We start from the raw sequence: 22,309 nt of genomic DNA, 5'->3' as shown, positions 1-22,309 counted from the left end.
CTCACTGACGAACCATCACAGTAGAGAGAGGCACAGTCATGACAGACCAAACAGATGTCCTGGAGGCGGACCGGGCGCTCAAGCAGAAGCACAGGGCCATGTGGGCGTCAGGGGACTACCCGGCGCTCGCCGGTGAATTGCTCCCCGAATTGGGAGCCATCCTGGTGGAAGCCTGCGGCGTCAACTCACGTCAGCGGGTCCTGGACGTCGCCGCCGGGGCAGGCAACGCGGCCATCCCCGCGGCCATGATGGGTGCGAAGGTAGTGGCCAGCGACCTGACGCCCGAACTGTTCGACGCCGGCCGCCACCAGGCAGCGGACCGTGGCGTGGAGCTGGAATGGAAGGAAGGGGACGCAGAAGCCCTGCCTTTCGCCGATAATGAATTCGATACCGTGATGTCCTGCCTCGGCGTGATGTTCGCGCCCCACCACCAGCCCGCCGCCGACGAGCTCCTGCGGGTCTGCAAACCGGGTGGCACTATCGGGCTCCTCAGCTGGACTCCTGAAGGTTTTATCGGCAGGATGTTCGCCACCCTGAAGCCGTTTGCCCCGCCGCCGCCACCGGGTGCCCAGCCGGCACCGCAGTGGGGGAGTGAGGACCACGTGCGCGAACTCTTCGGCGACAGGATCACCGAAGCCCAGGCCCGGAAAAAGACCCTGGGGGTCAGCAGTTTCCACCAGCCGGAGGACTTCGTCCGCTATTTCAAGTCCCACTACGGCCCCACCATCTCGGTCTATAAGTTCATTGCCGAGGACGGGGACAAGGTGAAGGACTTGGATAAGGCGCTGACGGAACTGGCCGAGTCGTTTGGCGACGCCCATGGCGATACCCCATTCCACATGGAGTGGGAGTATCTGCTGTTTACGGCCAAGAAGGTAAAGGCTAATGCCGGGTGATTATGTAGCCACCTCCTCGGTAACCATCGATGCGCCGCACGGCAGGGTATGGGACATCATCACGGACCCGGCCGCCACCAAGGAGTTTATGTTCGGCGCCGAGCTTGTCACGGACTGGACCGTGGGCGGACCCATCACTTGGAGCGGCACCTGGGACGGCAAGGACTACCAGGACAAGGGAGTCGTTCTCGGAGGCGGCGGAGCACTCACAAGGCATGTGGGACCAGTTGGTGGCGGACGTCAAGAAGATTGCGGAACGCGGCTAAACCGCTCAACTGGGTAGCACTAACTGTCGTTATGGGCAGCTATAACGACACTTATTGCTACCTACTTGGGGGTTAACGCGAGCGGCCGCCGTCGGGCGTTCCCCTCAGTGGGGAGGCCCGACGGCGGCCGCGCTGCTCATTGCCTCATCTGCAGTGCTGCGTAAGCAGCTGTGCTGTTAGACGGCAGTGCTGTTACTCGGCGTCGTGATCCGTTTCCAGGATCTGGACCAGGCGCTCCAACGCCGTGTCAGCGCCGTCGCCTTCGGCGCGGAGCACCACAACGTCGCCGTGTGAGGCGCCCAGGCTCATGAGGGAAAGGATGCTGGCTGCATCCATGGCCTCGTCGGCCGGCTCGCCTTCACGGGCGATGGTGATGTCCAGGTCGAACTCGCCGGCTGCCTCCGCGAAGATGGCGGCAGGGCGGGCGTGCAGGCCCACGCGGCTGGCGACGGTTGCGGTGCGTTCTGGCATTTTTGCTCCTTATGTCTATCGGCAGGCTGGGGGTTCAGTGCCGGACAGGTAGTGGGTGAGGCGGGTCAGACCGTTGCTGGGACGGTTTCCACCGTAGCAGTGGACTTGGGGGCTGCCCAGCGCTTGAGGGCCACCACTGCCAGCGCGCTGACGATGGTGCCGGCAACGATCGAGATCACGAACATCAGCAGGTTGCCGATGGCGAAGAAGACGAAGAGGCCGCCGTGGGGTGCCTGCGAGGTGACGTTGAAAGCCATGCACAGTGCGCCGGTGAGGGCACCGCCCACCATGCTGGCGGGGATGACCCGCAGCGGGTCGGCCGCGGCGAACGGGATGGCGCCTTCGGAGATGAAGGACGCACCCAGCAGCCAGGCTGCCTTGCCGTTTTCACGCTCGGCCAGGCTGAAGAGCTTCTTGTCCAGGACTGTGGCCAGGGCCATTGCCAGCGGCGGGACCATACCAGCCGCCATGACGGTTGCCATGATTTGCCACGGTGCCTGGTTGTCGGCGCTGCCGGCGCTCAGGCCGGCCACGGCGAAGGCGTAGGCAACCTTGTTGACCGGACCGCCGAGGTCGAAGCACATCATGAGGCCAAGGATGATGCCGAGGACGACGGCGGAGGCACCGGTCATGCCCGAGAGCCAGCCGTTGAGGGCCAGGGTCAGGCCTGCGATGGGACCGCCGAGGACCAGGAACATCAGGCCGGAGGCAAAGATGGAAGCGAGCAGCGGGATGATCACCACGGGCATCAGGCCTCGGAGCCACCGCGGAACCTGCCAGGTTCCGATGAGATGAGCCATGTAGCCCGCGAGCAGGCCGCCGACGATGCCGCCGAGGAAGCCGGCGCCCATGAACCCGGAAACTGCACCGGCAACAAAACCGGGTGCGATGCCAGGCCGGTCAGCAATGGCGTAGGCGATGTAGCCAGCCAGTGCAGGGACCAGGAATCCCATGGACAGCGCGCCGATCTTGAACAGCACTGCGCCGAGATAGGTGGTCAGGCCGCCCTCGGGCAGGTTGCCGAAGTTGTTCTGGAGAACAACGTCGTCGGCCACCTCGGTGATGTCGTAGCCACCCAGGAGGAAGCCGAGGGCGATCAGCAGGCCGCCGCCGGCGACGAACGGAATCATGTAGCTGACGCCGGTCAGCAGGGCCCGCTTCAGCTTCTGGCCGATGTGCTCGCCCTTTTCCTCGGCGTCGTGCTCGGCCTGTTCCTCCGCACCGAAGTGCGGGACGCGGCGGGCGTTCGGGTTGTCCGCGGCGGCCAGGGCTTCCTGGACCATCTTGGCGGGCTCGTCGATGCCGCGCTTGACGGGCGCATTGATGACGGGCTTGCCGGCAAAGCGTTCCTTGCCGCGCACGTCCACGTCCACGGCAAAGATCACGGCGTCGGCCGCGGCGATCACGGCGGGGTCCAGCGGCTTGGCGCCGGAGGAGCCCTGGGTTTCCACCTGCAGGTCAACGCCGGCTTCCTGGGCCGCGGCCACCAGGGAATCCGCTGCCATGTAGGTGTGGGCGATGCCGGTGGGGCACGCGGTGACGGCTACGAGCCGCTTGGGTCCCGAGGAGCCGGCCGGCGCGGTGGAGCCCGCTGCAGCAGAAGCTCCCGCAGTACCCGCGCCGCCAGCCGCAACAGCATCAGCCGGGGCTGCGGCGGCGTGGGCTGCAGGCTTGTCCGCGAGGGCGCCGTCCACCAGTGCCACGATCTCCTCACGGGAGGAGGCGTTGCGCAGGGCCGCGGTGAAGTCCTTTTTGATCAGGGACCGGGCGAGCTTGGACAGCAGCTTGAGGTGCTCCTGGTCCGCGCCGTCCGGGGCTGCGATGAAGAAGATCAGGTCCGCCGGGCCGTCCTTGGCGCCGAAGTCCACTTTGGGGTTGAGGCGGGCCATGGCCAGCGTGGGTTCGATGACTGCAGCTGAGCGGCAGTGCGGGATGGCGATGCCGCCGGGGATGCCGGTGGCCGTCTTCTGCTCCCGGGCGAAGGCGTCGGCAAAGAGGCCTTCAGCTTCCGAGGCGCGTCCGGTGGCAGCAACTTTGCTGGCCAGGTGCCGGATCACGTCCTGGGGCGAGCCGCCCAGGTTCTGGTCGAGCTCGACCAGTTCCGTGGTGATGAGCTGGGTCACTGTCAATCCTTTCGAAGGGCCGTGATGGTTACGGCATCCGGGGTGGTTTGGTGGACTGCCGGAACTGTGGAACCGGGCAGGGAGGCGGCTGCGGCACCGTGGGCCACAGCCTGGCGAAGGCAATCGGCCGGGGCGGCGCCCTGGCCGTGGGCGAGCAGGTATCCGGCAAGGGCAGAATCGCCCGCGCCGACAGTACTGACCGCGGCGACCGGCGGATGCGTGGCCAGCCACGCGCCGTCGGCCGTTACCAGGACAGCTCCCTTGGATCCGAGAGTTGCCAGCACAGCACCCACACCGGAACGTACGACGGCGGCGGCTGCTGCTGCGGCAGCAGCCGGGTCCGCTTCCAGTTCGTCAGCGGTGGCCGGGGAGGCGAAGCCGGCTGCAGCAGCCAGTTCCGCCAGTTCTTCGGCGTTGGGTTTGAGGAGGTCCGGTTTTCCCGAACCATCGCCTGCCTCGCCGCTGGAGACGGCGGCGGCAAGAGGGGCGCCGGAGGAGTCCACGGCGATCTGCGGGGCGTTTCCGTTCCCTGCGGAGCGGAGCCGGCGGGCCACCGTGGCGTAGAAATCTGCGGGGAATCCCGGGGGAAGCGATCCGGCCAGGACCACCCAGCTGGCACCGCGGGAACTCTCAAGCAGCAGCTTCATCAGGGCTTCCTGCTGGTCCGCGTCGAGCAGCGGTCCGGGCTCGTTGATCTTGGTGGTGACTCCGCCCGGCTCGGTGAGCGCCACGTTGGTGCGGAGCGGCTCATTGATGGGGAGGGAAACGAAGGGCACTCCGCTCGCGCGCAGGCCGGCCAGCACGGGATCGCTGTCCGCGCCCGGGAGGACGGCTAGGGACTCGAGGCCCGAAGCCACCAGTGCGCGGGAGACGTTGACGCCCTTGCCGCCGGACTCTTGGCTGACGGAGACAGCGCGCTGCACTTCGCCGCGTTCGAGGGGGCCGGGGAGGGCCACCGTCCGGTCCAGGCTGGGGTTGGCGGTGAAGGTGACGATCATGCGATCACCACGTCTACGCCGGCTTCTTCAAGGGCGGCTGCAAGTTCCGGTCCGGGTTCGCTGTCTGTTATCAAGGTGTCCAGATCTTTCAGGGAGGCGAACTGGACCAGGGTTTCCGTGTCCAGCTTGGAGGAATCGGCCAGCACCACAATGCGGCGGGCCGAACGGACAAAAGCTGCCTTGACGGCGGCTTCTTCGGGATCGGGAGTGCTCAGGCCGAACGATGCGTGGATGCCGTTGGTGCCGATGAAGGCGATGTCAGGCCGGAGCCTGTTGGCGGCGTCCACGGTGCCCTGGCCTACGGCAACCTGCGTGAGTCCGCGGATCCGGCCGCCCAGGACTTCAAGGGCAATCCCCGGGACGCTGGACAGCTTGCCGGCGATGGGGACTGCGTGGGTGATGGCCACCAGCTCTGCGCGCGGGTCTGTGGGATCGGAAGGCTCGACGGCGGTCCGCCGAGCGAGCAGGTCCGCCAGTACTTCGGTGGTGGTGCCGCCGTCGATAAGGACGCTGCCGGGGGAGTTGCGGGGGATGAGGGCAAGCGCGGCCTCGGCGATCCGGATTTTCTGGTCAGGACGCTGAATGGCCCGTTCGTTGACACTTTCCTCGGTGGTGCTGAAGCGGTCTGCTGCCACCGCTCCGCCGTGTACGCGGCGGACAGTCCCGGCATTCTCGAGGGTGGCAAGATCCCGGCGGACGGTTTCGGTGGTGATGCGGAAGCGCTCGGCCAGGAGGGTCACGCTGACCCGGCCGGTGCCGGCAACAAGCTCGGCAATCTTTTGCTGGCGCTCCTCGGCGAACACATACCCTCCGTTGCGTAAGGCTTGATGGTGCGGCTGTTGATGGTGCTGCTTCAGATGATGGGAACGCCACGCTGCTGCGTGACTGGCATCACATGATGTTGAGTTACTTGACTTTATCTTTGCTTCTGTTGGTTTGTCAATGGAAACCCACACGAAACAATATGTATTGCAGATTGGGTGAGGGGCCGGGTGCTTTGCGACGTCTTAGAGCGCTGACGCGGAGGGAAGTGACCGGAACAACAAAAGCCGGGCCGGACCGCAGTGGTCCAGCCCGGCTTTGTCGGGTTCACGGCAGTTTTTCCTGCCTGGCTACAATGCGCCGTCGCGGCTTTCATTTCGGGTGATGCGCTCCCCGGTGTTGGGGTCCACGACTGAACGGGTTTCGCTGATCCGGCGGCTGCGTCCCGGCGAGGCGAGCACGAGCGAGGCGATAAGGCCGATGACGCCGACGCCGATCAGGATGTAACCAACCAGCACCTGGTCCATGAAGGGGATAAGCCCTGGGGTGACCGCCCAGGCAAGGATGGCGCCGATGGCAATGAGGAAGATGGCGGATCCGATTCTCATGTGTTGCTCCTTGTCGTGGCGGAAGGGCGTCTGCGCAGCCCATGACGGTTACTAAGCATGCTTTCCGTCACGCGTCACGCTACAGCGCGTAGTTGCCGTATTCAATGATCAGGCGCGGCAGTTTCGGCGGCCCAGTTGTGGGGCCGCTGGGACGGGCGGGATTGCAGTGGCTGACGGCAGGTAATACTGGAGGCATGGGGGATGGGTCTGAAGGCGCAATGGAAGAGCATTTGGCTGTTCAGTTTTATGGTGACCCGGGCGCCCGGGAGGCCCTGAGCATCCTGCAGCAGAGGCGGCCTTGGGGGTCCAACTGGCACCGCTCGAGGCCGGCCCGAACCAGCCGCGGATCCACCGGTCCCTCTGCCATTGCATTGGTGCGGGACGGAGTGCTGAAAGTGGCAAGCGTCAACGCCCCACTTGAAGCTGACTATGAAATCGGATCTGTCTCGAAGGGGCTCACGGGCCTGCTGTACGCCGACGCGGTTGACCGCGGAGAGGTGGACCGCACCACCACCTTGGGGGACCTTCTGCCTCTGCAAGACTGCGAACCGGCGAAGGTCACCCTTGAATCCATCAGCCGCCACGCCTCCGGGTTGCCCAGGCTTCCGAAATCGCAGGCTACGGCGGGTAGAACGCTGGCGTTGTTGCTCCACGGGGCCAACCCGTACGGGGAGACGCTTGACGAGTTGCTTGTCCAGGCCAGGACTGTGCGGCTGCAGACTCCCAAGCCCCGCTACTCGAATTTCGGCTTCGAACTCTTGGGCCATGCGATCGCTGCGGGAGCCGGGACTACGTACCGGGAGCTCATGGTCCGGCGGATCACCGGGCCGCTCGGCCTGGCTTCGCTCTATGCTCCGGCCTCGCCCCTCGAACTCCGGCAAGACGCTCTGCCCGGCCGCAGCCGTTCCGGGCGGATAATGCAGCCGTGGACCGGCGAAGCCCTGGCTCCCGCCGGAGGGTGGCGGGCGACTATCGGCGACATGGGGGAACTGGCCCGTGTCCTTCTGCAGGGAAGCGTGCCGGGAGCGTCCGCCCTTGATCCTGTGTCCGACTTCGCCGGCCCCGCTGCCCGCATCGGGGCGGCCTGGCTCAGCCTTGGCGTGAAGGGACGCACCGTCACGATGCACAACGGGGCTACGGGCGGGTTCCGCTCGTGGATCGGCCTGGACCGGAAGGAGGGCACCGCCGTCGTGCTGCTGTCCGCAACGTCAGCACCGCTGGACCGGCACGGCTTCAGGCTCCTTCTCAACCTGCCTCGTTAGGCTGATGCGATGGAAACAGTTGTGTGGTCCAAGCCCGAGGCCGACCGGGCAGGCACCCCGTTATTGGTGATGATGCACGGCTACGGCACGGATGAGTCGCGCATGGTCCGGCTCTTTGAGTACCTGCCGGCCGAATTCACCTGCGCGGCCCTGCGTGCTCCCATGGCCATCGGCGACCACTACGGCTGGTTCCTGCTGAATTACTTCCTCGCCAATGACTTTGCCGACGTCATCAAGGCCTCGAGCGCCGTCCAGACCTGGATCAACACCGTCAAGGGCCAGCACACCAGCGTGAGCCTGCTTGGTTATTCGCAGGGCATGGCGATGGCCAGCACGCTGCTGCGCCTCCACCCCAAGGACTATTCGGCTGTTGTAGGGCTTTCCGGTTTTGTGCTTGAGAATGAACTGCTGTCACTCACCGAATCCTTCGACACCAGGCCGCCCTTCTTCTGGGGGCGGGACAAGGCCGATCTGGTCATTAATGAAGACGCCATCGCTTACACCGAGGAGTGGCTCCAGAACAACACGCTCCTCACCGCCAGGACCTACCCGGGCATGGGGCATGCGATGTCCAAAACTGAGATGGTGGACGTGAGTGCGTTCCTGCGCCATTACGTGCTGAGGACGAATGGACCTGCGGACACGTAAATGGACCGGCTCGCGACTGTGAAGTGCGTCACAGTTCTGCTCGCTGGAAAAAGCAGTTGCCAGCCAAATTTGTAAGCGCTTACACTCGTCTTCGGCCTTTATTGCGGCCCTGAGCTGGGCGGACAAGGAGAGCGGTGCGGTGCGGACGGTTTACTGCGGCCCGAAATGGCCTGGTGCCCTTGGCGTCGCTGTCCCCGTCGCAGGTTCCGCTGGCTTGTCCCGTGGCGCACAACACGTTCATGATGGATGTAGAACGATCAGCAAGCTTATGGCCGCCGCACTTCCCGCGCCGCCGGCCGCATGCCGCGCCTGCAGGTCGTCAGGGCATCGAGGCCTCCCCACTCCCAAGCATCCCACCCTCGGGGCTGCCCGCCGTCCTGAAAGGACACCGCACCGCTGATGACTAAAAACATGGCTACCGACCAACGAACCCCTGAGCTCTCCGCTTGGGCCGGCGCCTCTGCCATTCTCTTCGACCTTGACGGCGTGCTGACCCCCACGGCCACCGTGCACGAGCAGGCCTGGCAGGAACTGTTTGAAAGCTACCTTGCATCGCAGCCGCAGGTTGCCGGCTACAGCGAAAGCGACTACTTCGACCACATCGACGGTAAGCCGCGCTTCGACGGTGTCCGGGACTTCCTGGCCTCGCGCGGGATCGTGCTCCCCGAGGGTCCCACCGACGACGACCCCGCCAACATCACGGTGCAGGGCCTGGGCAACCGGAAGAACGGGATCTTCAATAACATCGTGAGCGCGGGCGTCGAGCCCTTCGAGGGTTCCGTGCGATTCCTTGCAGCCGCGCTGGATCGCGGACTGAAGGTCGCCGTCGTCTCTTCCTCCCGCAACGCACCCGCCGTCCTGGAAGCCGCCGGCCTCAGCCGCCACTTCCCGGTGGTGGTGGACGGCGTGGTGGCAGCCAGGGAAGGCCTGCCCGGCAAGCCCAGCCCCGCTACGTACGAATACGCCGCCACGCTGCTGGATCTGCCCAGCGAGGAATGCGTAGTGGTGGAGGACGCAGTTTCCGGAGTGCAGGCCGGAAACGCGGGCTCCTTCCACTCCGTAGTCGGGGTGGACCGCGGCGCCGGACGGCAGACCCTGTTCGACGCCGGAGCCACCGTGGTGGTCAACGAGCTCGACGAGCTCCTCTAGCCACACCGCAAGTCTTCCCCAAGGCAGCCTTCCCCCGGCAGCCGCCCGCTGCTTTCCCCGGCAGCATCCGAACTCCCTCAACCTCTCGGCACGCCCCAGCCGGCCCGGCCGGCAGCACCGCCCCTCGCACAAGGACCCCAACACCATGGCACTGATCTCTGCGGACCGCGAAAGGTTCCCCAACACCCCCTGGCAACTTGTGGAAACACGCCACGAACAGGGCACCGAAGGGACACTGGAAACCCTCTTTGCACTGGGTAACGGACACTTGGGAATCCGCGGCGCCCACTGGGCGGCAGCCGACTCTGACCTGCCCGGCAGCTTCATCAATGGCCTGCACGAAATCTGGGACATCAAGCATGCCGAAAACGCATTCGGCTTCGCCCGCACCGGCCAGCGCATCCTGTACATCCCGGACGCCAACAACTTTGCAGTCATCATCGACGGCGAAGCCCTCAGCCTGGCCGAATCCGAGGTGCTGGAGTACCGGCGCGCCGTTGATTTCTCCACCGGCGTCTACGAGTGCCGGATCACCTGGCAGTGCCGCTCCGGCGCGACCGTCACCACCACGGAGCGGCGCGCCGTCGGGTTCGATTCCCGGGGAACCCTTGGCATCTCGCTGGAGGTGGCTACCGACCGCGAGGTCTCCGTGGACGTCACCTCCTCGGTAATCAACCGCCAGGACCAGCCGGTGGAAGACCACTCCGTCCACGATCCCCGCCGGGCAGGCCGCCACGCCGGCCGGGTGTTGCTGCCCCTGCGCCTCGACGGCGGGGACGGGTCGCTCCGGCTGGCTTGGGAGGCCGCCGAATCCAAGCAACGGGTGGGCGTTGCGGTGGACCATTGGACGTCCGCCGGGCACCAGCCGTTCGACACCCTCGTGGACCAGGACGACAGCAGCGTCCGCTACGTCCTGGCAGTCAGTGCCGACGAGCCGTTCCGCCTGGAAAAGAGCGTCAGCTACGCGGCCGGCGCCGCCATCCAGGAACCGTCGGTTGACCCGGCTTCCGTGGCAGAAGGAAACCTGCGTTCCGTCCAGGACATCTTCGCCCAAAGTGAAGCGCACTACCGCGACTACTGGTCCACCTCGGACATCGTGGTGGCCGGCCAGCCCGAACTGCAGCAGGCCATTCGGTGGAACCTGTTCCAGCTTGCCCAGGCAACCGCACGTGCGGACGTTGCCGGCATTCCCGCCAAGGGCGTGACCGGTTCCGGCTACGAGGGCCACTATTTCTGGGACCAGGAGGTCTATCTCCTGCCGTACCTGACCTACACCAATCCCGACGGTGCCCGCCAGGTCCTGGAATTCCGCCACGGCATTCTTCCGGAAGCAAAGATCCGGGCGAAGGAGCTGAGTGTGGACGGGGCGTTGTTTCCGTGGCGCACCATCAACGGGCTCGAAGCCAGCGCCTACTACGCCGCCGGCACCGCCCAGTTCCACATCGCCGCCGCTATCGCCTTTGCCACCAACCGGTACGTGTGGGCCACGGGGGACGCCGCGTTTCGTGAAGGAATCGGCGCCGAGTTGCTGATCGAAACGGCGCGCATGTGGATCTCGCTGGGCTTCTTCGGCAAGGACGGCCTCTTCCACATCCATGGCGTCACGGGGCCGGACGAATACACGGCCGTGGTCAACGACAACCTCTACACAAACGTTATGGCCCGCTTCAACCTCCGTGCTGCCGCGGCCCTTGATCATGCCGTCATCAGCCAGGAAGAGCGGGAGCTGTGGCAGGCCGCCGCGAACCGGATGCAGCTGCCGTTCGACGAGCGCATGCAGGTCCACTCGCAGGACAACGACTTTATGCACCTGGAACCCTGGGACTGGACGACGCCCCGGTCCAAGTACCCGCTGCTCCTGCATTTCCACCCGCTGGTCATATACCGCCACCAGGTCCTGAAGCAGGCGGACACAGTCCTGGCCATGTTCCTGCAGTGGCAGGACTTCACCGCCGAGGAAAAACAGCGGGCCTTTGATTTCTATGACCCGCTGACTACAGGTGATTCGACGCTGTCCGCCTGCGTCCAAGGCATTATGGCCGCGGAGGTGGGGTACTCCCGCGAAGCGCTGGAGCACTTCACCAACGCCGTGTTCATCGACCTGGACGATACGCACGGCAACACCATCGACGGTGTGCACATCGCCTCCACCGGCGGTGTGTGGAGCTCCCTGGTCTGCGGCTTCGCCGGCCTGCGGGACCAGGGCCCGGTCCCGTACTTCGATCCGCGGCTGCCTGCCGACTGGGAAGGCCTGACGTTCCACCTCAAGATCCGCGGTCGCCTGCTGCTGGTGGAGCTCGACGCCGGTGCCATCACCCTGACTGTCCAGGACGGCGACGCCCTTGAGCTGGACGTCCGCGGACACCTGCTCAGCGTGGGCGCCGAGCCCGTCCGGGTAGCACTTGAACCCGTGCCGGAACCGGAACCCACGGTGTTTCCCAGTGGACATCCGACGGCGAGCATTCCGGTAGTGCGCGCCCACAGCTAAATGCCGGGAAGCCGAACGCGCAGGCGCGCGACCCTGCAGCCTAGTCTCCCGCCGCCGTCGAACGTTCCACCTCATGTGCCCGGTCCAGCGGGTGGGCCAGTTCGTCGTCGGGCATGCGTGCAACCATCATCGCGATGACCGCCATGATGGGGCACACGAGGCCGGCCACGAGGAAGATCAGCCAGATGGGCAGGACCTCAGCGGCCGGCCCGGCAAGGGCCATGGACACGGGCATCAGGGCGAGCGACACAAAGAAGTCCAGGCTGGAGACCCGGCCCAGAAGATGGGGCGGGACGCGCCGCTGGAGCAGGGTACCCCAGATGACCATGCCCACGCTGCCGGTCACGCCCCAGATGAAGAGGGCAGCGGCGAGGACCCAAAAGCTGTCCATGATCCCGACGGCGGCCACTGGCAGGCTGCCCGCGCCCCAGGAGACCATCATCACCGTGAGGTAGCGCCGGGGCAGCCTCAGGGAAGCCGTCAACAGCGAGCCCAAGGCCGCGCCCACGCCCATCACGGCGAGGAGGAAGCCGAACATGCGCGAGTCGCCGTCCAGCTGGTCGCGCACCACAAACGGCAGCAGCACCTCGATGGGGCCGATCAGGAACAGGACCGAGATGCACGCCCACAGCAGCGTCCACAGCAGCCATGGAGTGCGCAGCGTGTAGATGACGCCCTCGCGCAGGTCCTGGAGGAAGGACGACTTGCCGCGCTCCGCTCCCGTCGCATGGGTGCCGTCTTCGGCTCCGTTGACAGGCGCGTCCATTGCGTGCTGGCCCAGGAAGTTCAGGATGATGAAGGCCGTAAGGTGGCAGACGGCCACCGCCGTGACGGCATGGGACGGCGAGAGGGCAGCCACCACGATGCCCGCCACCGCAGGACCTGCCGCCTGCTGGAGCACCGGCCGCATGGAACCCTCCACACCGTTCGCTGCCAGCAGGTCCTCCGCCGGGAGGATGCGCGGCAGGATGGCGGAATAGGCGGGGAAGAAGAACGCCGCTCCCACGCCCAGCACGAAGGCACCCACAGCAAGATGCCAGAGTTGCAGCCACCCCGCCATGGCCAGCCCGCTGATGGCCGCGATAACGGCGAGGTTGGCTCCCTCCACGGCGATGATCAGGCGGCGCTGCGGAATCCGGTCGGCGGCGATCCCGCCGGCCAGGAGGAAGCCCACCAATCCCACACTGCCGGCGGCAGCCACCAGGGACAGCTCAAGCGGTCCGCCGCCCAGATGGATCACCTGGTAGACCATGGCAACGGCCCACATTCCGGAACCAAAAATGGAGACGGCAAGCGCCGAAATCAGTACCCGGTACTCACGATGGGCAAACGGCCGCAGGGCTTTGGGGGCGGGCATAGGGTAAGTCTAGGCTTTGGACGGATACCCGGACAGCAGGGCAACTACCCTCACAACCACGTGGGGCAGGGGTGCCCTGGCCTAGTGTTAAGCAACCTTAGTATTAGGAAAGGCCGCATCCGACGCGGCCGGCGAGACCAACAGAGGTGACCATGGCCAAGCGCAGCAATCCCGCGGTACGAATCGCACACGAAACCGCCCACAAAGCCGTATTCGATGAGGACGGCAAACCGAAGCCGGGCGTCCACAATATGCTCCTGAAGGCAGTGGAGATCCAGCGCCCGCTGGTCCTGGCATACATTCGCCGGCTGCAGCGCAAGCACCCTCGCGCCACGGCCGCCCAGCTGGCCGACATCCTGGAGCGCGACTACCTCCGCGCCGTCACCGGCGGCGGGGCGCTGGTTGGCGCCACCGCCGTCGTTCCCGGCGTTGGCACCGTGGCCTCCCTCGGTCTCTCCGCTGCGGCGACCGTTGGATTCCTGGAGGCAACCGCCCTCTACGCCACCTCACTCGCTGAGCTGCACGGCATCCGCCTGATCAACCCGGAAAAGGCCAGCACCATGGTCATGGCCCTCATGCTCGGCGAGGAAGGCACGGCATTGCTGGGAACGCTCAGCGGCCAGGCGGCGGGTAACGGCCTTAGTGCCTCCAGCGCGTGGGGCAACGTGTTGTCGAAGTCGATGGCCGTGCCCGGCTTCGGTTCAGTCCGGAACCGGATCCAGAAAGCCTTCCTCAAGAACCTCCTCAAGCGCCAGGGCACCGCGCTGTTCGGCCGGGCCCTGCCGTTCGGCATCGGCGCGGTGGTTGGCGGAGCCGGTAACCTCATGATGGGGCGCGCGGTGGTGTCCAACGCGAAGGAAGCGTTTGGTCCCATGCCCGAAACCATTCCCGGCGAGCTCAACGCCGCCGCACCGGACAACCTGAAGCTGGAAGGCAACAACCTTGGATCTCAACGCTGACCTCGGCGAATCATTCGGCTCCTGGAACATGGGGGACGACCCCTCGATGTTCCGGCTGGTCACCAGCGCCAACGTGGCATGCGGCTTCCACGCCGGAGACCCCGTTACCATGCTGGACAGCTGCCGGGCGGCCTATGAGCTGGACGTGACCGTCGGCGCGCACGTGGGCTACCGCGACCTCGCCGGCTTCGGCCGCCGCTCGCTGGACATGTCCTTCGACGAGCTGTTCGGCGACGTGCTGTACCAGTTGGGCGCGCTCGACGGCGTGGCGCACGCCGTGGGTGCCTCCGTTGACTATGTGAAGCCGCACGGCGCGCTGTACAACCGGCTGGTCCACGACGCCGACCAGGCCTCCGCGGTAGTGGCTGCCGTGAACTCCTACGATCCGGGCCTGCCCATCCTCGGACTGCCCGGTTCGGAGCTTCTCAAGCAGGCGCAGGAAGCCGGGCACCCCGTCTTCATCGAAGCGTTTGTGGACCGCGCCTACATGGCTGACGGAACACTGGTGCCGCGATCACAGGAGGGTGCCGTGCTGCACGACGTCGACGCTATCGTCGAGCGCGCCGTTCGCCTGGCCACGAAGGGCGAGGTGCTGGCCCTGGACGGCACGCTGGTCCAGGTGCAGCCCGACTCCCTGTGCATCCACGGGGACACCCCCGGCGCCGTGGAGATGGCTGCCGCCGTCAGGGCGGGCCTTGAAGCTGCCGGCGTCGAGCTGGAATCCTTCGCCTAGTTGCAGCTTCGCTGACACCACAAATGTCGACGCGCAGATTACCCAGCGCAACCCAAATATCGGCAGCGCCAGGTAATTTGCGCGTCTAGTGCGGTTTTGCGTGTCGCCCGGCGATGGTCAGCCGAAAATCAGGTGCGCAATGGTGAAGATCGTGAGCCCCGCCAGTGCACCCACCACGGTGCCGTTGATCCGGATGAACTGCAGGTCCTTGCCCACCTGGAGCTCAATCTTCTGGGAGGTTTCCTCGGCGTCCCAGCGGGCAACGGTATCGGTAATCACGCCGGCAATATCGGAGCGGTACGTGCGCACCAGGTAGCCCGCGGCGTCCCCGATCCAGGCATTGACCTTTCCGGCCAGCTCGGGGTCGTTGACCAGGCGCGACCCGAAGTCCCGGACCGCTGCCTTGAACTTGATGGTCAGGTCGCTGTCCGGATCATCTACTGCCCCGAGCAGGGCGTTTTTCACGGTACCCCACGTACGGGAGGCGAGCTCCCGCACCTCGGGATCGCCCAGGACCTGTGCCTTGATGTCCTCGGCGCGCGCGATCATGGCCGGATCGTGCTGCAGGTCCTGCGCCAGGTCGTTCAGGTACTTGTCGATGGACTGCCGCACCTCGTGGTTTGGGTCAGCCTGGACTGCGCGGACGAACTTGAGGATCTCCACATACACCTTGTCGCCCACCAGGCCGTCCACGAACTGCGGAACCCAGGTGGGGGAGCGGTCGGAGACAAGATGGGTGACGGTGTCGTGGTTGTCATCCACCCAGTCGGCAGCCCTGTCCACAAGCAGGTCCACCAGCTGGTGGTGGTGCCCGTCGTGGAAAATCCGCTCGGCCATTTTGCCCACGGGAGGTCCCCACGGCGGAGTCAGCAGATGCTTGCGGACCATGCCCTCGATGACCGCCTGGACGTCGTCGTCGTTCAGGACCTTGAACGCGCCCCGGATCACGGCGGCGCCTTCCTTGGCCACCCGTTCGGCCCCGGCCGGCGTGGCGAGCCACTCGCCCGCCCGGCGCGCGATATTCACGCTCGCCAGCTTTTCCTGGACCACCTGCTCGGAGAGGAAGTTGGTTTCCACGAACTCACCCAGCGACGCGCCGATCTGGTCCTTCCGGCGCGGGATGATCGCGGTGTGCGGAATTTTGATGCCCATGGGGTACTTGAACAGCGCGGTAACCGCGAACCAGTCGGCCAGCGCGCCCACCATGCCGCCCTCAGCAGCAGCGCGCACGTACTGGAGCCACGGATACTCCTTCTGCAGCGCGAACGCGAACACAAAAATCACCGCCATGGCCACCAGCAGCCCCAGCGCCACCAGCTTCATTTTCCGCAGCGCTGCCGCCTTTTCGGCGTCACCTGCAGCGAATTGATTTACGACGGCGGGACCCACCTTTGCACGGCCCTTCGCATATGGCGGGGCGGAAGGAGCGGGCCTGGTGGGTGCTTCCTCGGTAGTTGGCTCAGAGTTCACCTGCATGTGCCAAGCCTAGTCCCGCAGCGCGGGGCAGGTCGGCTACCGTGTCTCCATGACTATTGAAGAGTCAGTGCAGCAGCGGCCGCTGGTCTTTGCCCACCGCGGTTCGAGTGCCGCGTTTGCAGAGCACACCCGTGCCGCCTACCTGCAGGCGCTGGCTGACGGGGCGGACGGCGTGGAGTGCGATGTCCACCTCACCCGCGACCAGCACGTCATCCTCCTGCACGACGCCAACCTGGACCGCACCTCCGATGGGACCGGGCCGGTGGCGGAGCGGACTTTGCGGGAGCTGCGCCGCCTGGATTTTTCGTCGTGGAAGGGCGTCCGCATCCCCGAAATGTACGGGCCACGGTCCGAGCAGTTCCTCACCCTTCCGGAACTGCTGGAGATCCTTCGCGGCGCAGGGCGCCCTGTGCGGCTGGCAATCGAACTGAAGCATCCCAGCCCCTACCAGCTCAAGCTGGAGGACCGGGTGCTTGAGGTCCTCCGAAGCGAGGGCTGGGACGCCAGGAGTTCAACCGTGGACAACGTGGCGGTGACCTTCATGAGCTTCAGCCCGGAATCTGTCCGCCGCCTGCTCCGGTCAGTACCGGCGGAGTACATCTGCCAACTGGTGGACGACGTGGATGTGCATGAGCTGCGTGAGGAACTGGGTTGGGGGCTGATTACGGGCGGTGCGATCGCCAACGTGATGAAGGCGGCCCAGCTGGAAGGAGAGCGGATCCTGGACCACGGGGAGGCCGCGCTGGCCGGTCCCGGCGTCGACTACGTCCGCCAACACCCGGCCACCGTCCAGCGGTGGCTGGAACGTGGCCGGCGCTTCCGCGTGTGGACCGTGGACTCGGAGCAGGACGTGGCGCTGTGCCAGGGCCTGGGCCTCCATGAGATCACCACCAACGTACCGGCCCGCGTCCTCAGCCAGCTGAAGGTCACCTCGCCGCAGGGAAGGTAGGCAGGCAAGTGAGCGAGCTTTCGCAGGGCGTTCCTCCGCTTTTCCGGAATCTCGAGCCGGTGTACGGCAGCCTCGCGCCGGCGCCCAGTGGTGGAGGGTTCGAGTCCGGCGTCGCCGCAGCGCCCTGGTCCGGTCCCCGGAGCTGGTGGGACGGCGCGCTGGATGTGGAAGGCCTGGCTCTGGGCGCCGTAGGAGCGGCTGCCGCAGCGTTGGACCTCCTGACAGGTGCGCCGGGCCGGTTCGCGACCACGGCAGCCTTGGCAGCCGGTGCCTTCGACTCCTTTGGGCATCTGCGGATTGACGGCCGGAAGATTGAGGGCTTCGCCCCGTTGTCCGGCTTCCGGCGTACCCGGGACGGATGGATCCGGCTCCACGCCAACTATCCGCACCACGAACAGCGGTTGATGCAGGCGCTCGGAACCACCACGGCTGATGGCGTAGTTTCCGCCCTCCGCACCATGACGTCCCTCGAAGCGGAGGCTGCCATCCAATCCCAGGGCGGGGTGGCCGCAGCGGTGCGGAGCCGCAACGAGTGGCTGGAGTCCGGAATTGGCCGGGCTGCAGGAGCAGGGCCATGGATCGACTGGACCCTTCCCGACGGCGGCGCAACCACAGGAACCGAACGCACGCTGAAGCTCTCCGCCGAAGACCCGCGCCACCCCCTCAAAGGTGTGCGCGTGCTGGACCTTACCCGCGTCATCGCCGGACCTGTGTCCACCAGGCTGTTGGCGGCGCTGGGTGCGGACGTGCTGCGGATCGATCCGCCACAGCTTCCCGAAATAACCGACCAGTTCGTGGACACCGGGTTCGGCAAGAGGAGCGCCGAGGCAAACCTGGCCGTGCCGGGGAACCGCCACCAGCTGCAACAGTTGCTGGCCTCCGCCGATGTGGTGATCACCGGTTACCGCCGCGGTGCCCTGAACCGCTTCGGGCTGGAGCCGGCGGTGCTGCTGGCCGCACGGCCGGAGCTGGCGGTGGTCACCCTGGACGCCTGGGGCAGCGAGGGTCCCTGGAGCGGGTTCCGCGGTTTCGACAGCATCGTCCAGGCGGCCACCGGGATCGCCGATCTTTACGGGGCCGGGAACCACGACGGCGAGTGGCGGCCTGGTGTGCTCCCAGTCCAGGCCCTGGACCACGCCACCGGGTACGGCGTGGCAGCGGCGGCCATCGCGCTGTTGGCCCGGCGCCGCCAAACCGGCCTGGGCGGCTCGGCCCGGCTGTCGCTGGTCCGCGCCGCGGAGGAACTTTTCGCCCTGCCGGCCGTGCATTCCGCCAACGCGGCAAGTCCGCTGCCTGAACCTGAGCTTCGAACCATGGCCAGCACCTACGGCGAACTTCGCTATGCTCTGCCGCCGCTCCTGGTGGACGGAGAACCCCTCGACTACATCAGCCCACCCGTGCCCTACGGAAGTTCGGCTCCCGCCTGGGCCTAACGGTTCCCCGGGCGGACCTTGCGTGGGCTGACGGTTTGCGTGGGCCTGACGGTTAGATGGACCTTGACGGTTTCAAGGGCCAGCCACGCTTGTGGTTGAGTGGAACCATGCCTTTTCCCCGGTCCGGCCGGGCCCGCCAGAGCCTTTCCGCTGCAGCCATGAGCGCCGTGCTGCTGGCCAGCGCCATGAAACACTTCCGCGATCCCGGCTTCTACCGCCAGGTGGTGCCCGACTACCTCTGCCTCGAGGACACGGAACAGCAAGGAACGGGCGACGGCGGTGCTGCCGCTGCCGGACCTGCTCCCGCCAACGGCACGGCTGCCAGCGGCGCTGCTGCTTTCGACGGCGGACCGGAGCCCCTCCGCCGCCGGCCCTTTGCCGTCATGACAAGGGTGGAATGGATCGCGCTAAGCGGCCTGCTGGAACTGACGGCCGCCGTCGGCCTCCTCGTCCCTCTGACACGTAAGGCAACCGCAACCGCCCTCACCGCGATGTTCACCGCGTTCCTGGCCGGTCATGCCGATGCCCTCCGCCGGGCGTACGGCCCGCAGGGGACACCCCTGCAGCGCGCGGTGCACACCCTGCGCTTCCCGCTTCAGACGCCGCTTATCCTCTGGGCCTGGAGCCTTCGGCAGCCCGCAATAGGTTCGTGGCAGTGAAACTCCTGGCTTCCCCTGCCGTGCGCGTGGGGCTCTCCATCAGCATTGCCACCGGCCTGTACGGAATCTCGTTTGGTGCCCTCTCCGTCACGTCCGGCCTCGACTTCTGGCAGACCATGGCGCTGAGCCTGCTCCTGTTCAGCGGCGGTTCACAGTTCGCGTTTATCGGCGTAGTCGGCGGAGGCGGCTCAGGCATTGCAGCGATGAGCGCAGCCACGCTTCTGGGCATGCGCAACGGCATCTATGGCATGCAGCTCAACGCCTTGCTCCACCCCACTGGGTGGCGCAAGTACGTTGCCGCCCAGGTGACCATCGACGAATCCACCGCCACCAGTACCGGCCAGACCGATCCCGCTGAACAGCGCAGAGGTTTTTGGGCGGCCGGCATCGGCATTTATGTGCTCTGGAACCTCTTCACCGCGGTGGGCGCGCTCGCCGGAAGCGGGCTCGGGGATCCCAAGCAGTGGGGACTGGACGGGGCAGCAGTGGCGGCATTCCTGGCGCTGCTCTGGCCTCGGCTGAAGGGCCGCGAACCGATCGCGATTGCGGTGGTGTGCGCCCTTGCCACGGTGGTGGCAGTGCCATTCGTTCCGGCCGGCGTGCCGATCCTGGTGGCCGCCGTCGTGGCAGCAGTCTTCGGCTGGTTCAGCCACGGCCGGAGCGATGAGGGCCTTGAACCGGACGTGGAGCCCTACCGGGAACGCCACCACGTCGAGTCCCGCCAGCACGGCACGGACCACCACCGCGGTGACGGCCACCAAAGAGGCGACGGCGGCACACCGGGGGCTGAATCATGAGCCTTTGGGTGTGGCTGCTCATTGCCTGCGCCTTGGCATACGCGTGGAAGCTGGTGGGTTACCTTGTCCCGGCCAGGCTTCTGGAGAACCCCCGGATGTCGCGGATTGCCGGTACCATGACCATCGGGCTGCTTGCGTCCCTGACGGTGGTGAACGCGGTAGCGTCAGGGCAGTCGCTGGCAGCCGACGCACGGCTGGGTGCACTCGCTGCAGCAGCGATCGCACTGGCACTCAGGGCACCGTTTCTCGTGGTGGTGGTAGCCGGTGCTGGAACTGCCGCGCTGCTCCGCATGCTGGGCTGGAACTAACCCACCACTAATAACCTGAAGTGAATCCCTTTTCTTGCCCGTGGTGGCTTTGTACTATGAGAGCGGCTATGCAGTTGGCCCCGACAATCCGCATGAATGGCAACGATGGAAAATCAACTGCACGCGTCCGGGGCAAGGGCCGGTAGACCTCACTTACACAAGAATTCCCGATGGCGCGCGGGATTGCCTGCCAAGCGCTTTTTTACCCGTTTTTCCGGTATTTCTGATGTCCCTGCCGAGGATTTAGAGGCCCTTTCCGAGAGCCTCATGAGGGCGATGGATGTGGACCCGGCGTCGCAGGTTCCTGCGCTGCAGGCCATGGTGCGCCGCGAGATCCGTGCCAGGGGAGCCTCCGACAGCGACTGACCGGCCAGAGGATCAAGAAGCCGGGCCCGGACAGCAGAAGCGTCCCGGCACCAGCGGGAGTACCGGCGTCGTGATTGGAAAGTTGTGAGGGGAAAACGGTCAGGCGACCCCGTGCGCGGCGCCCTCAGGTGCTGCTGACCGGCGCAAGCTTTCTTCAACGGCCATCTCGTACCAGGCCTGGGCGCCAAACTCGGGCTCGGGAGTGTCAAGGTTCTGGTAGAGGGCATCCAACAGTTTTGCGAGTTCCTCTGCCGGCAGGGCGGGAAGAACTTCCTCGGGGCCGCGCGGATCGTTGATGTAGTGGAAAAGCCTGGAACTGTTCATCGCGCTGCGGCCGTGTGCCGGAGGTGCAGGAACTGTGGCATGGGTGGCTCCATCTGGAAGGAACAGAGGCTGTCTGCAAAACCCACTTGAAGTGTATTGCACCGGCAGGAGGCCCACAATGGGGAGGACCAGGCGTCCGGCGGGCAGGATTCCTGCCGCTAGATTGCCTGCTGACCCGCCAGGGAAGCGGCTGGCAGCGGCACGTGGACGGGAAGCGGGCGGCTGGGCCGGACCGACCGGATTGCATCCTCCACCAAAGCCAGCGGACGGCGCCAGGCGTCGGATCCCGGTTCCATGGTGTCCACCACTCCAATGAGCATGGCGAGCAGCCGGAACATGTCCGTCATGGAGATGTCCGCGCGCAGGCTTCCCTGGCCCTGGCCCCGTACCAGCAGCACACTCATCGACTCCATCAGCGAACCAGTGATACCGGTCAGGAGCTCCCGCCGGCCGGCAACGGCGCCCAAAAGATTGGCGTCATCGCTGGCGGCGGCCATCAGCGCCTCCATGACCCGCAGCAGTCCGGCGGCGGCGTCGATGTCCGCCAGGGCGCCGTCCACAACCGGATCCACGGTGAGCCGCAGCTGCCAGTTGAGGGCAGCAAGCACCAGCTCTTCCTTGTCCGAGAAATTACGGAACAGGGTGGCCGGGCCCACCCCGGCCGTGGCTGCAATGGTCTGCAGCGGTACTTCCGGACCGAACTCGCGGAAGCATTGCCGCGCCGCTGTGATGATCTTGTCCACGTTCCGTGCTGCGTCGGCGCGGAGCGGCTTGCGGGCGACTGCGAGGCTCATGCCAAAAGGTTAGCAATCGAGCCTCCGGCGTTCACCGTTACTGGAGGGTAGGGGGTTTTGTGACGGCGGCACCGGCCGTCCTGCCCCGCGGCGTGGCTGGCGCCGTGGCACACTGGGCTTCATGCTGCTTGCGTTTTCTGTCGCCCCGTCCGGTACTCCCAGCGAAGGTTCCCGGTCCGGTGACGGTGACGCGTCCGTTCATGACGCCGTCGCCGCCGCCGTAAAGATCGTCCGGGAGTCGGGGCTGCCCAACAAAACGGACTCCATGTTCACCACCATCGAGGGTGAATGGGATGAGGTGTTCGACGTCGTGAAGCGCGCCACCGAGGCGGTGGGTCGCTACGGCAGCCGGGTTTCCCTGGTCATCAAGGCGGACATCAGGCCCGGATACTCGGGCGAGCTGACCGCCAAAGTGGACCGCCTGGAAGAAGCGCTCTCCGAGGGTTCCTGACCGCGGGCGTCCCAGCCGCCGTCGTCCGCTAA

General features: G+C 66.1%; 24 protein-coding genes. 15 read left to right on the top strand and 9 right to left on the bottom strand.

All coding sequences use genetic code 11. The annotated features are described in order from the left end of the window. The first annotated feature begins 38 nt into the window (after positions 1–38). The gene (locus CXQ88_RS06555) at positions 39–896 is read left to right on the top strand and encodes a class I SAM-dependent methyltransferase (protein WP_104043338.1); all 858 of its coding nucleotides are present in this window, start codon (positions 39–41) and stop codon (positions 894–896) included. Continuing rightward, positions 886–1,179: an SRPBCC domain-containing protein gene (locus CXQ88_RS06550; RefSeq protein WP_258061708.1), complete on the top strand. Its 294-nt coding sequence runs from the start codon at positions 886–888 to the stop codon at positions 1,177–1,179. The genes CXQ88_RS06555 and CXQ88_RS06550 overlap by 11 nt, the downstream gene beginning before the upstream one ends. Positions 1,180–1,354: 175 nt before the next feature. Here CXQ88_RS06550 and CXQ88_RS06545 read toward each other — a convergent pair whose 3' ends face one another. From CXQ88_RS06545 to CXQ88_RS06525, 5 genes are all read right to left on the bottom strand, one after another. Continuing rightward, positions 1,355–1,633: an HPr family phosphocarrier protein gene (locus tag CXQ88_RS06545; protein ID WP_104043337.1), complete on the bottom strand. Its 279-nt coding sequence runs from the start codon at positions 1,631–1,633 to the stop codon at positions 1,355–1,357. A 65-nt stretch (positions 1,634–1,698) separates the two neighbouring features. After that, complete coding sequence (locus tag CXQ88_RS06540; protein WP_104043336.1) at positions 1,699–3,756, bottom strand: PTS fructose transporter subunit IIABC; 2,058 nt, start codon at positions 3,754–3,756, stop codon at positions 1,699–1,701. A gap of 2 nt (positions 3,757–3,758) precedes the next feature. Then, complete coding sequence (locus CXQ88_RS06535; RefSeq protein ID WP_104043335.1) at positions 3,759–4,754, bottom strand: 1-phosphofructokinase family hexose kinase; 996 nt, start codon at positions 4,752–4,754, stop codon at positions 3,759–3,761. Continuing rightward, complete coding sequence (locus CXQ88_RS06530; protein WP_104043334.1) at positions 4,751–5,557, bottom strand: DeoR/GlpR family DNA-binding transcription regulator; 807 nt, start codon at positions 5,555–5,557, stop codon at positions 4,751–4,753. Before CXQ88_RS06530 ends, CXQ88_RS06535 begins: the two co-directional genes overlap by 4 nt. Before the next feature lie 309 nt (positions 5,558–5,866). Then, entirely contained in the window at positions 5,867–6,124 is a 258-nt protein-coding gene (locus CXQ88_RS06525; RefSeq protein WP_104043333.1) for a DUF6458 family protein, read from the bottom strand. A gap of 104 nt (positions 6,125–6,228) precedes the next feature. On the opposite strand from CXQ88_RS06525, the gene CXQ88_RS06520 reads away from it, so the two are divergent. From CXQ88_RS06520 to CXQ88_RS06505, 4 genes are all read left to right on the top strand, one after another. Continuing rightward, a complete protein-coding gene (locus tag CXQ88_RS06520; RefSeq protein WP_306736465.1) occupies positions 6,229–7,386 on the top strand; it encodes a serine hydrolase domain-containing protein in 1,158 nt (385 codons plus the stop codon). Between the two features lie 9 nt (positions 7,387–7,395). Next, positions 7,396–8,034, top strand: a complete 639-nt coding sequence (locus CXQ88_RS06515; RefSeq protein WP_104043331.1) for an alpha/beta hydrolase — start codon at positions 7,396–7,398, stop codon at positions 8,032–8,034. Between the two features lie 399 nt (positions 8,035–8,433). Further along, positions 8,434–9,183, top strand: coding sequence for an HAD family hydrolase (locus tag CXQ88_RS06510; protein WP_104043330.1), 750 nt, complete (start codon positions 8,434–8,436; stop codon positions 9,181–9,183). A gap of 145 nt (positions 9,184–9,328) precedes the next feature. Beyond that, positions 9,329–11,671 carry a glycoside hydrolase family 65 protein gene (locus tag CXQ88_RS06505; protein WP_104043329.1) on the top strand — a complete coding sequence of 781 codons (2,343 nt, stop codon included), beginning with the start codon at positions 9,329–9,331 and terminating at the stop codon, positions 11,669–11,671. A 40-nt stretch (positions 11,672–11,711) separates the two neighbouring features. Here the strand turns inward: CXQ88_RS06505 and CXQ88_RS06500 are convergent, their stop codons facing one another. Next, the gene (locus CXQ88_RS06500; protein ID WP_104043328.1) at positions 11,712–13,028 is read right to left on the bottom strand and encodes an MFS transporter; all 1,317 of its coding nucleotides are present in this window, start codon (positions 13,026–13,028) and stop codon (positions 11,712–11,714) included. Positions 13,029–13,180: 152 nt separating this feature from the next. Here CXQ88_RS06500 and CXQ88_RS06495 point away from each other — a divergent pair, with 152 nt between their 5' ends. Both CXQ88_RS06495 and CXQ88_RS06490 read left to right on the top strand, forming a co-directional pair. Beyond that, a complete protein-coding gene (locus CXQ88_RS06495; protein ID WP_104043327.1) occupies positions 13,181–13,987 on the top strand; it encodes a hypothetical protein in 807 nt (268 codons plus the stop codon). After that, positions 13,971–14,720, top strand: coding sequence for a LamB/YcsF family protein (locus CXQ88_RS06490; protein WP_104043326.1), 750 nt, complete (start codon positions 13,971–13,973; stop codon positions 14,718–14,720). Before CXQ88_RS06495 ends, CXQ88_RS06490 begins: the two co-directional genes overlap by 17 nt. Before the next feature lie 117 nt (positions 14,721–14,837). Here the strand turns inward: CXQ88_RS06490 and CXQ88_RS06485 are convergent, their stop codons facing one another. Beyond that, the gene (locus CXQ88_RS06485) at positions 14,838–16,196 is read right to left on the bottom strand and encodes a DUF445 domain-containing protein (protein WP_104043325.1); all 1,359 of its coding nucleotides are present in this window, start codon (positions 16,194–16,196) and stop codon (positions 14,838–14,840) included. Between the two features lie 49 nt (positions 16,197–16,245). Between CXQ88_RS06485 and CXQ88_RS06480 the strand changes: the two genes are divergently transcribed. From CXQ88_RS06480 to CXQ88_RS06455, 6 genes are all read left to right on the top strand, one after another. Beyond that, on the top strand, positions 16,246–17,145 hold the full coding sequence (locus CXQ88_RS06480; protein ID WP_104043324.1) for a glycerophosphodiester phosphodiesterase: 900 nt from the start codon (positions 16,246–16,248) through the stop codon (positions 17,143–17,145). Positions 17,146–17,153: 8 nt separating this feature from the next. After that, positions 17,154–18,578 carry a CoA transferase gene (locus CXQ88_RS06475; protein ID WP_258061707.1) on the top strand — a complete coding sequence of 475 codons (1,425 nt, stop codon included), beginning with the start codon at positions 17,154–17,156 and terminating at the stop codon, positions 18,576–18,578. 107 nt (positions 18,579–18,685) lie between these two features. Next, on the top strand, positions 18,686–19,237 hold the full coding sequence (locus tag CXQ88_RS06470) for a DoxX family protein (protein WP_104043323.1): 552 nt from the start codon (positions 18,686–18,688) through the stop codon (positions 19,235–19,237). Then, positions 19,234–20,034, top strand: a complete 801-nt coding sequence (locus tag CXQ88_RS06465; RefSeq protein WP_104043403.1) for an AzlC family ABC transporter permease — start codon at positions 19,234–19,236, stop codon at positions 20,032–20,034. Before CXQ88_RS06470 ends, CXQ88_RS06465 begins: the two co-directional genes overlap by 4 nt. Next, positions 20,031–20,342 carry an AzlD domain-containing protein gene (locus tag CXQ88_RS06460; protein WP_104043322.1) on the top strand — a complete coding sequence of 104 codons (312 nt, stop codon included), beginning with the start codon at positions 20,031–20,033 and terminating at the stop codon, positions 20,340–20,342. Before CXQ88_RS06465 ends, CXQ88_RS06460 begins: the two co-directional genes overlap by 4 nt. Before the next feature lie 96 nt (positions 20,343–20,438). Then, positions 20,439–20,708, top strand: coding sequence for a hypothetical protein (locus tag CXQ88_RS06455; protein ID WP_258061706.1), 270 nt, complete (start codon positions 20,439–20,441; stop codon positions 20,706–20,708). A gap of 99 nt (positions 20,709–20,807) precedes the next feature. On the opposite strand, the gene CXQ88_RS06450 is transcribed toward CXQ88_RS06455, so the two are convergent. Further along, the gene (locus CXQ88_RS06450; protein ID WP_104043320.1) at positions 20,808–21,032 is read right to left on the bottom strand and encodes a hypothetical protein; all 225 of its coding nucleotides are present in this window, start codon (positions 21,030–21,032) and stop codon (positions 20,808–20,810) included. Positions 21,033–21,190: 158 nt separating this feature from the next. After that, the gene (locus CXQ88_RS06445) at positions 21,191–21,826 is read right to left on the bottom strand and encodes a TetR/AcrR family transcriptional regulator (protein WP_104043319.1); all 636 of its coding nucleotides are present in this window, start codon (positions 21,824–21,826) and stop codon (positions 21,191–21,193) included. Positions 21,827–21,947: 121 nt separating this feature from the next. Here CXQ88_RS06445 and CXQ88_RS06440 point away from each other — a divergent pair, with 121 nt between their 5' ends. Continuing rightward, on the top strand, positions 21,948–22,277 hold the full coding sequence (locus CXQ88_RS06440) for a thiamine-binding protein (protein WP_104043318.1): 330 nt from the start codon (positions 21,948–21,950) through the stop codon (positions 22,275–22,277). Positions 22,278–22,309 lie beyond the last annotated feature (32 nt).

This window comes from Arthrobacter sp. ZGTC412 (assembly GCF_002929215.1).
Classification (GTDB): Bacteria; Actinomycetota; Actinomycetes; order Actinomycetales; family Micrococcaceae; genus Arthrobacter.
This window is presented reverse-complemented; position numbering and strand designations above follow the sequence as displayed.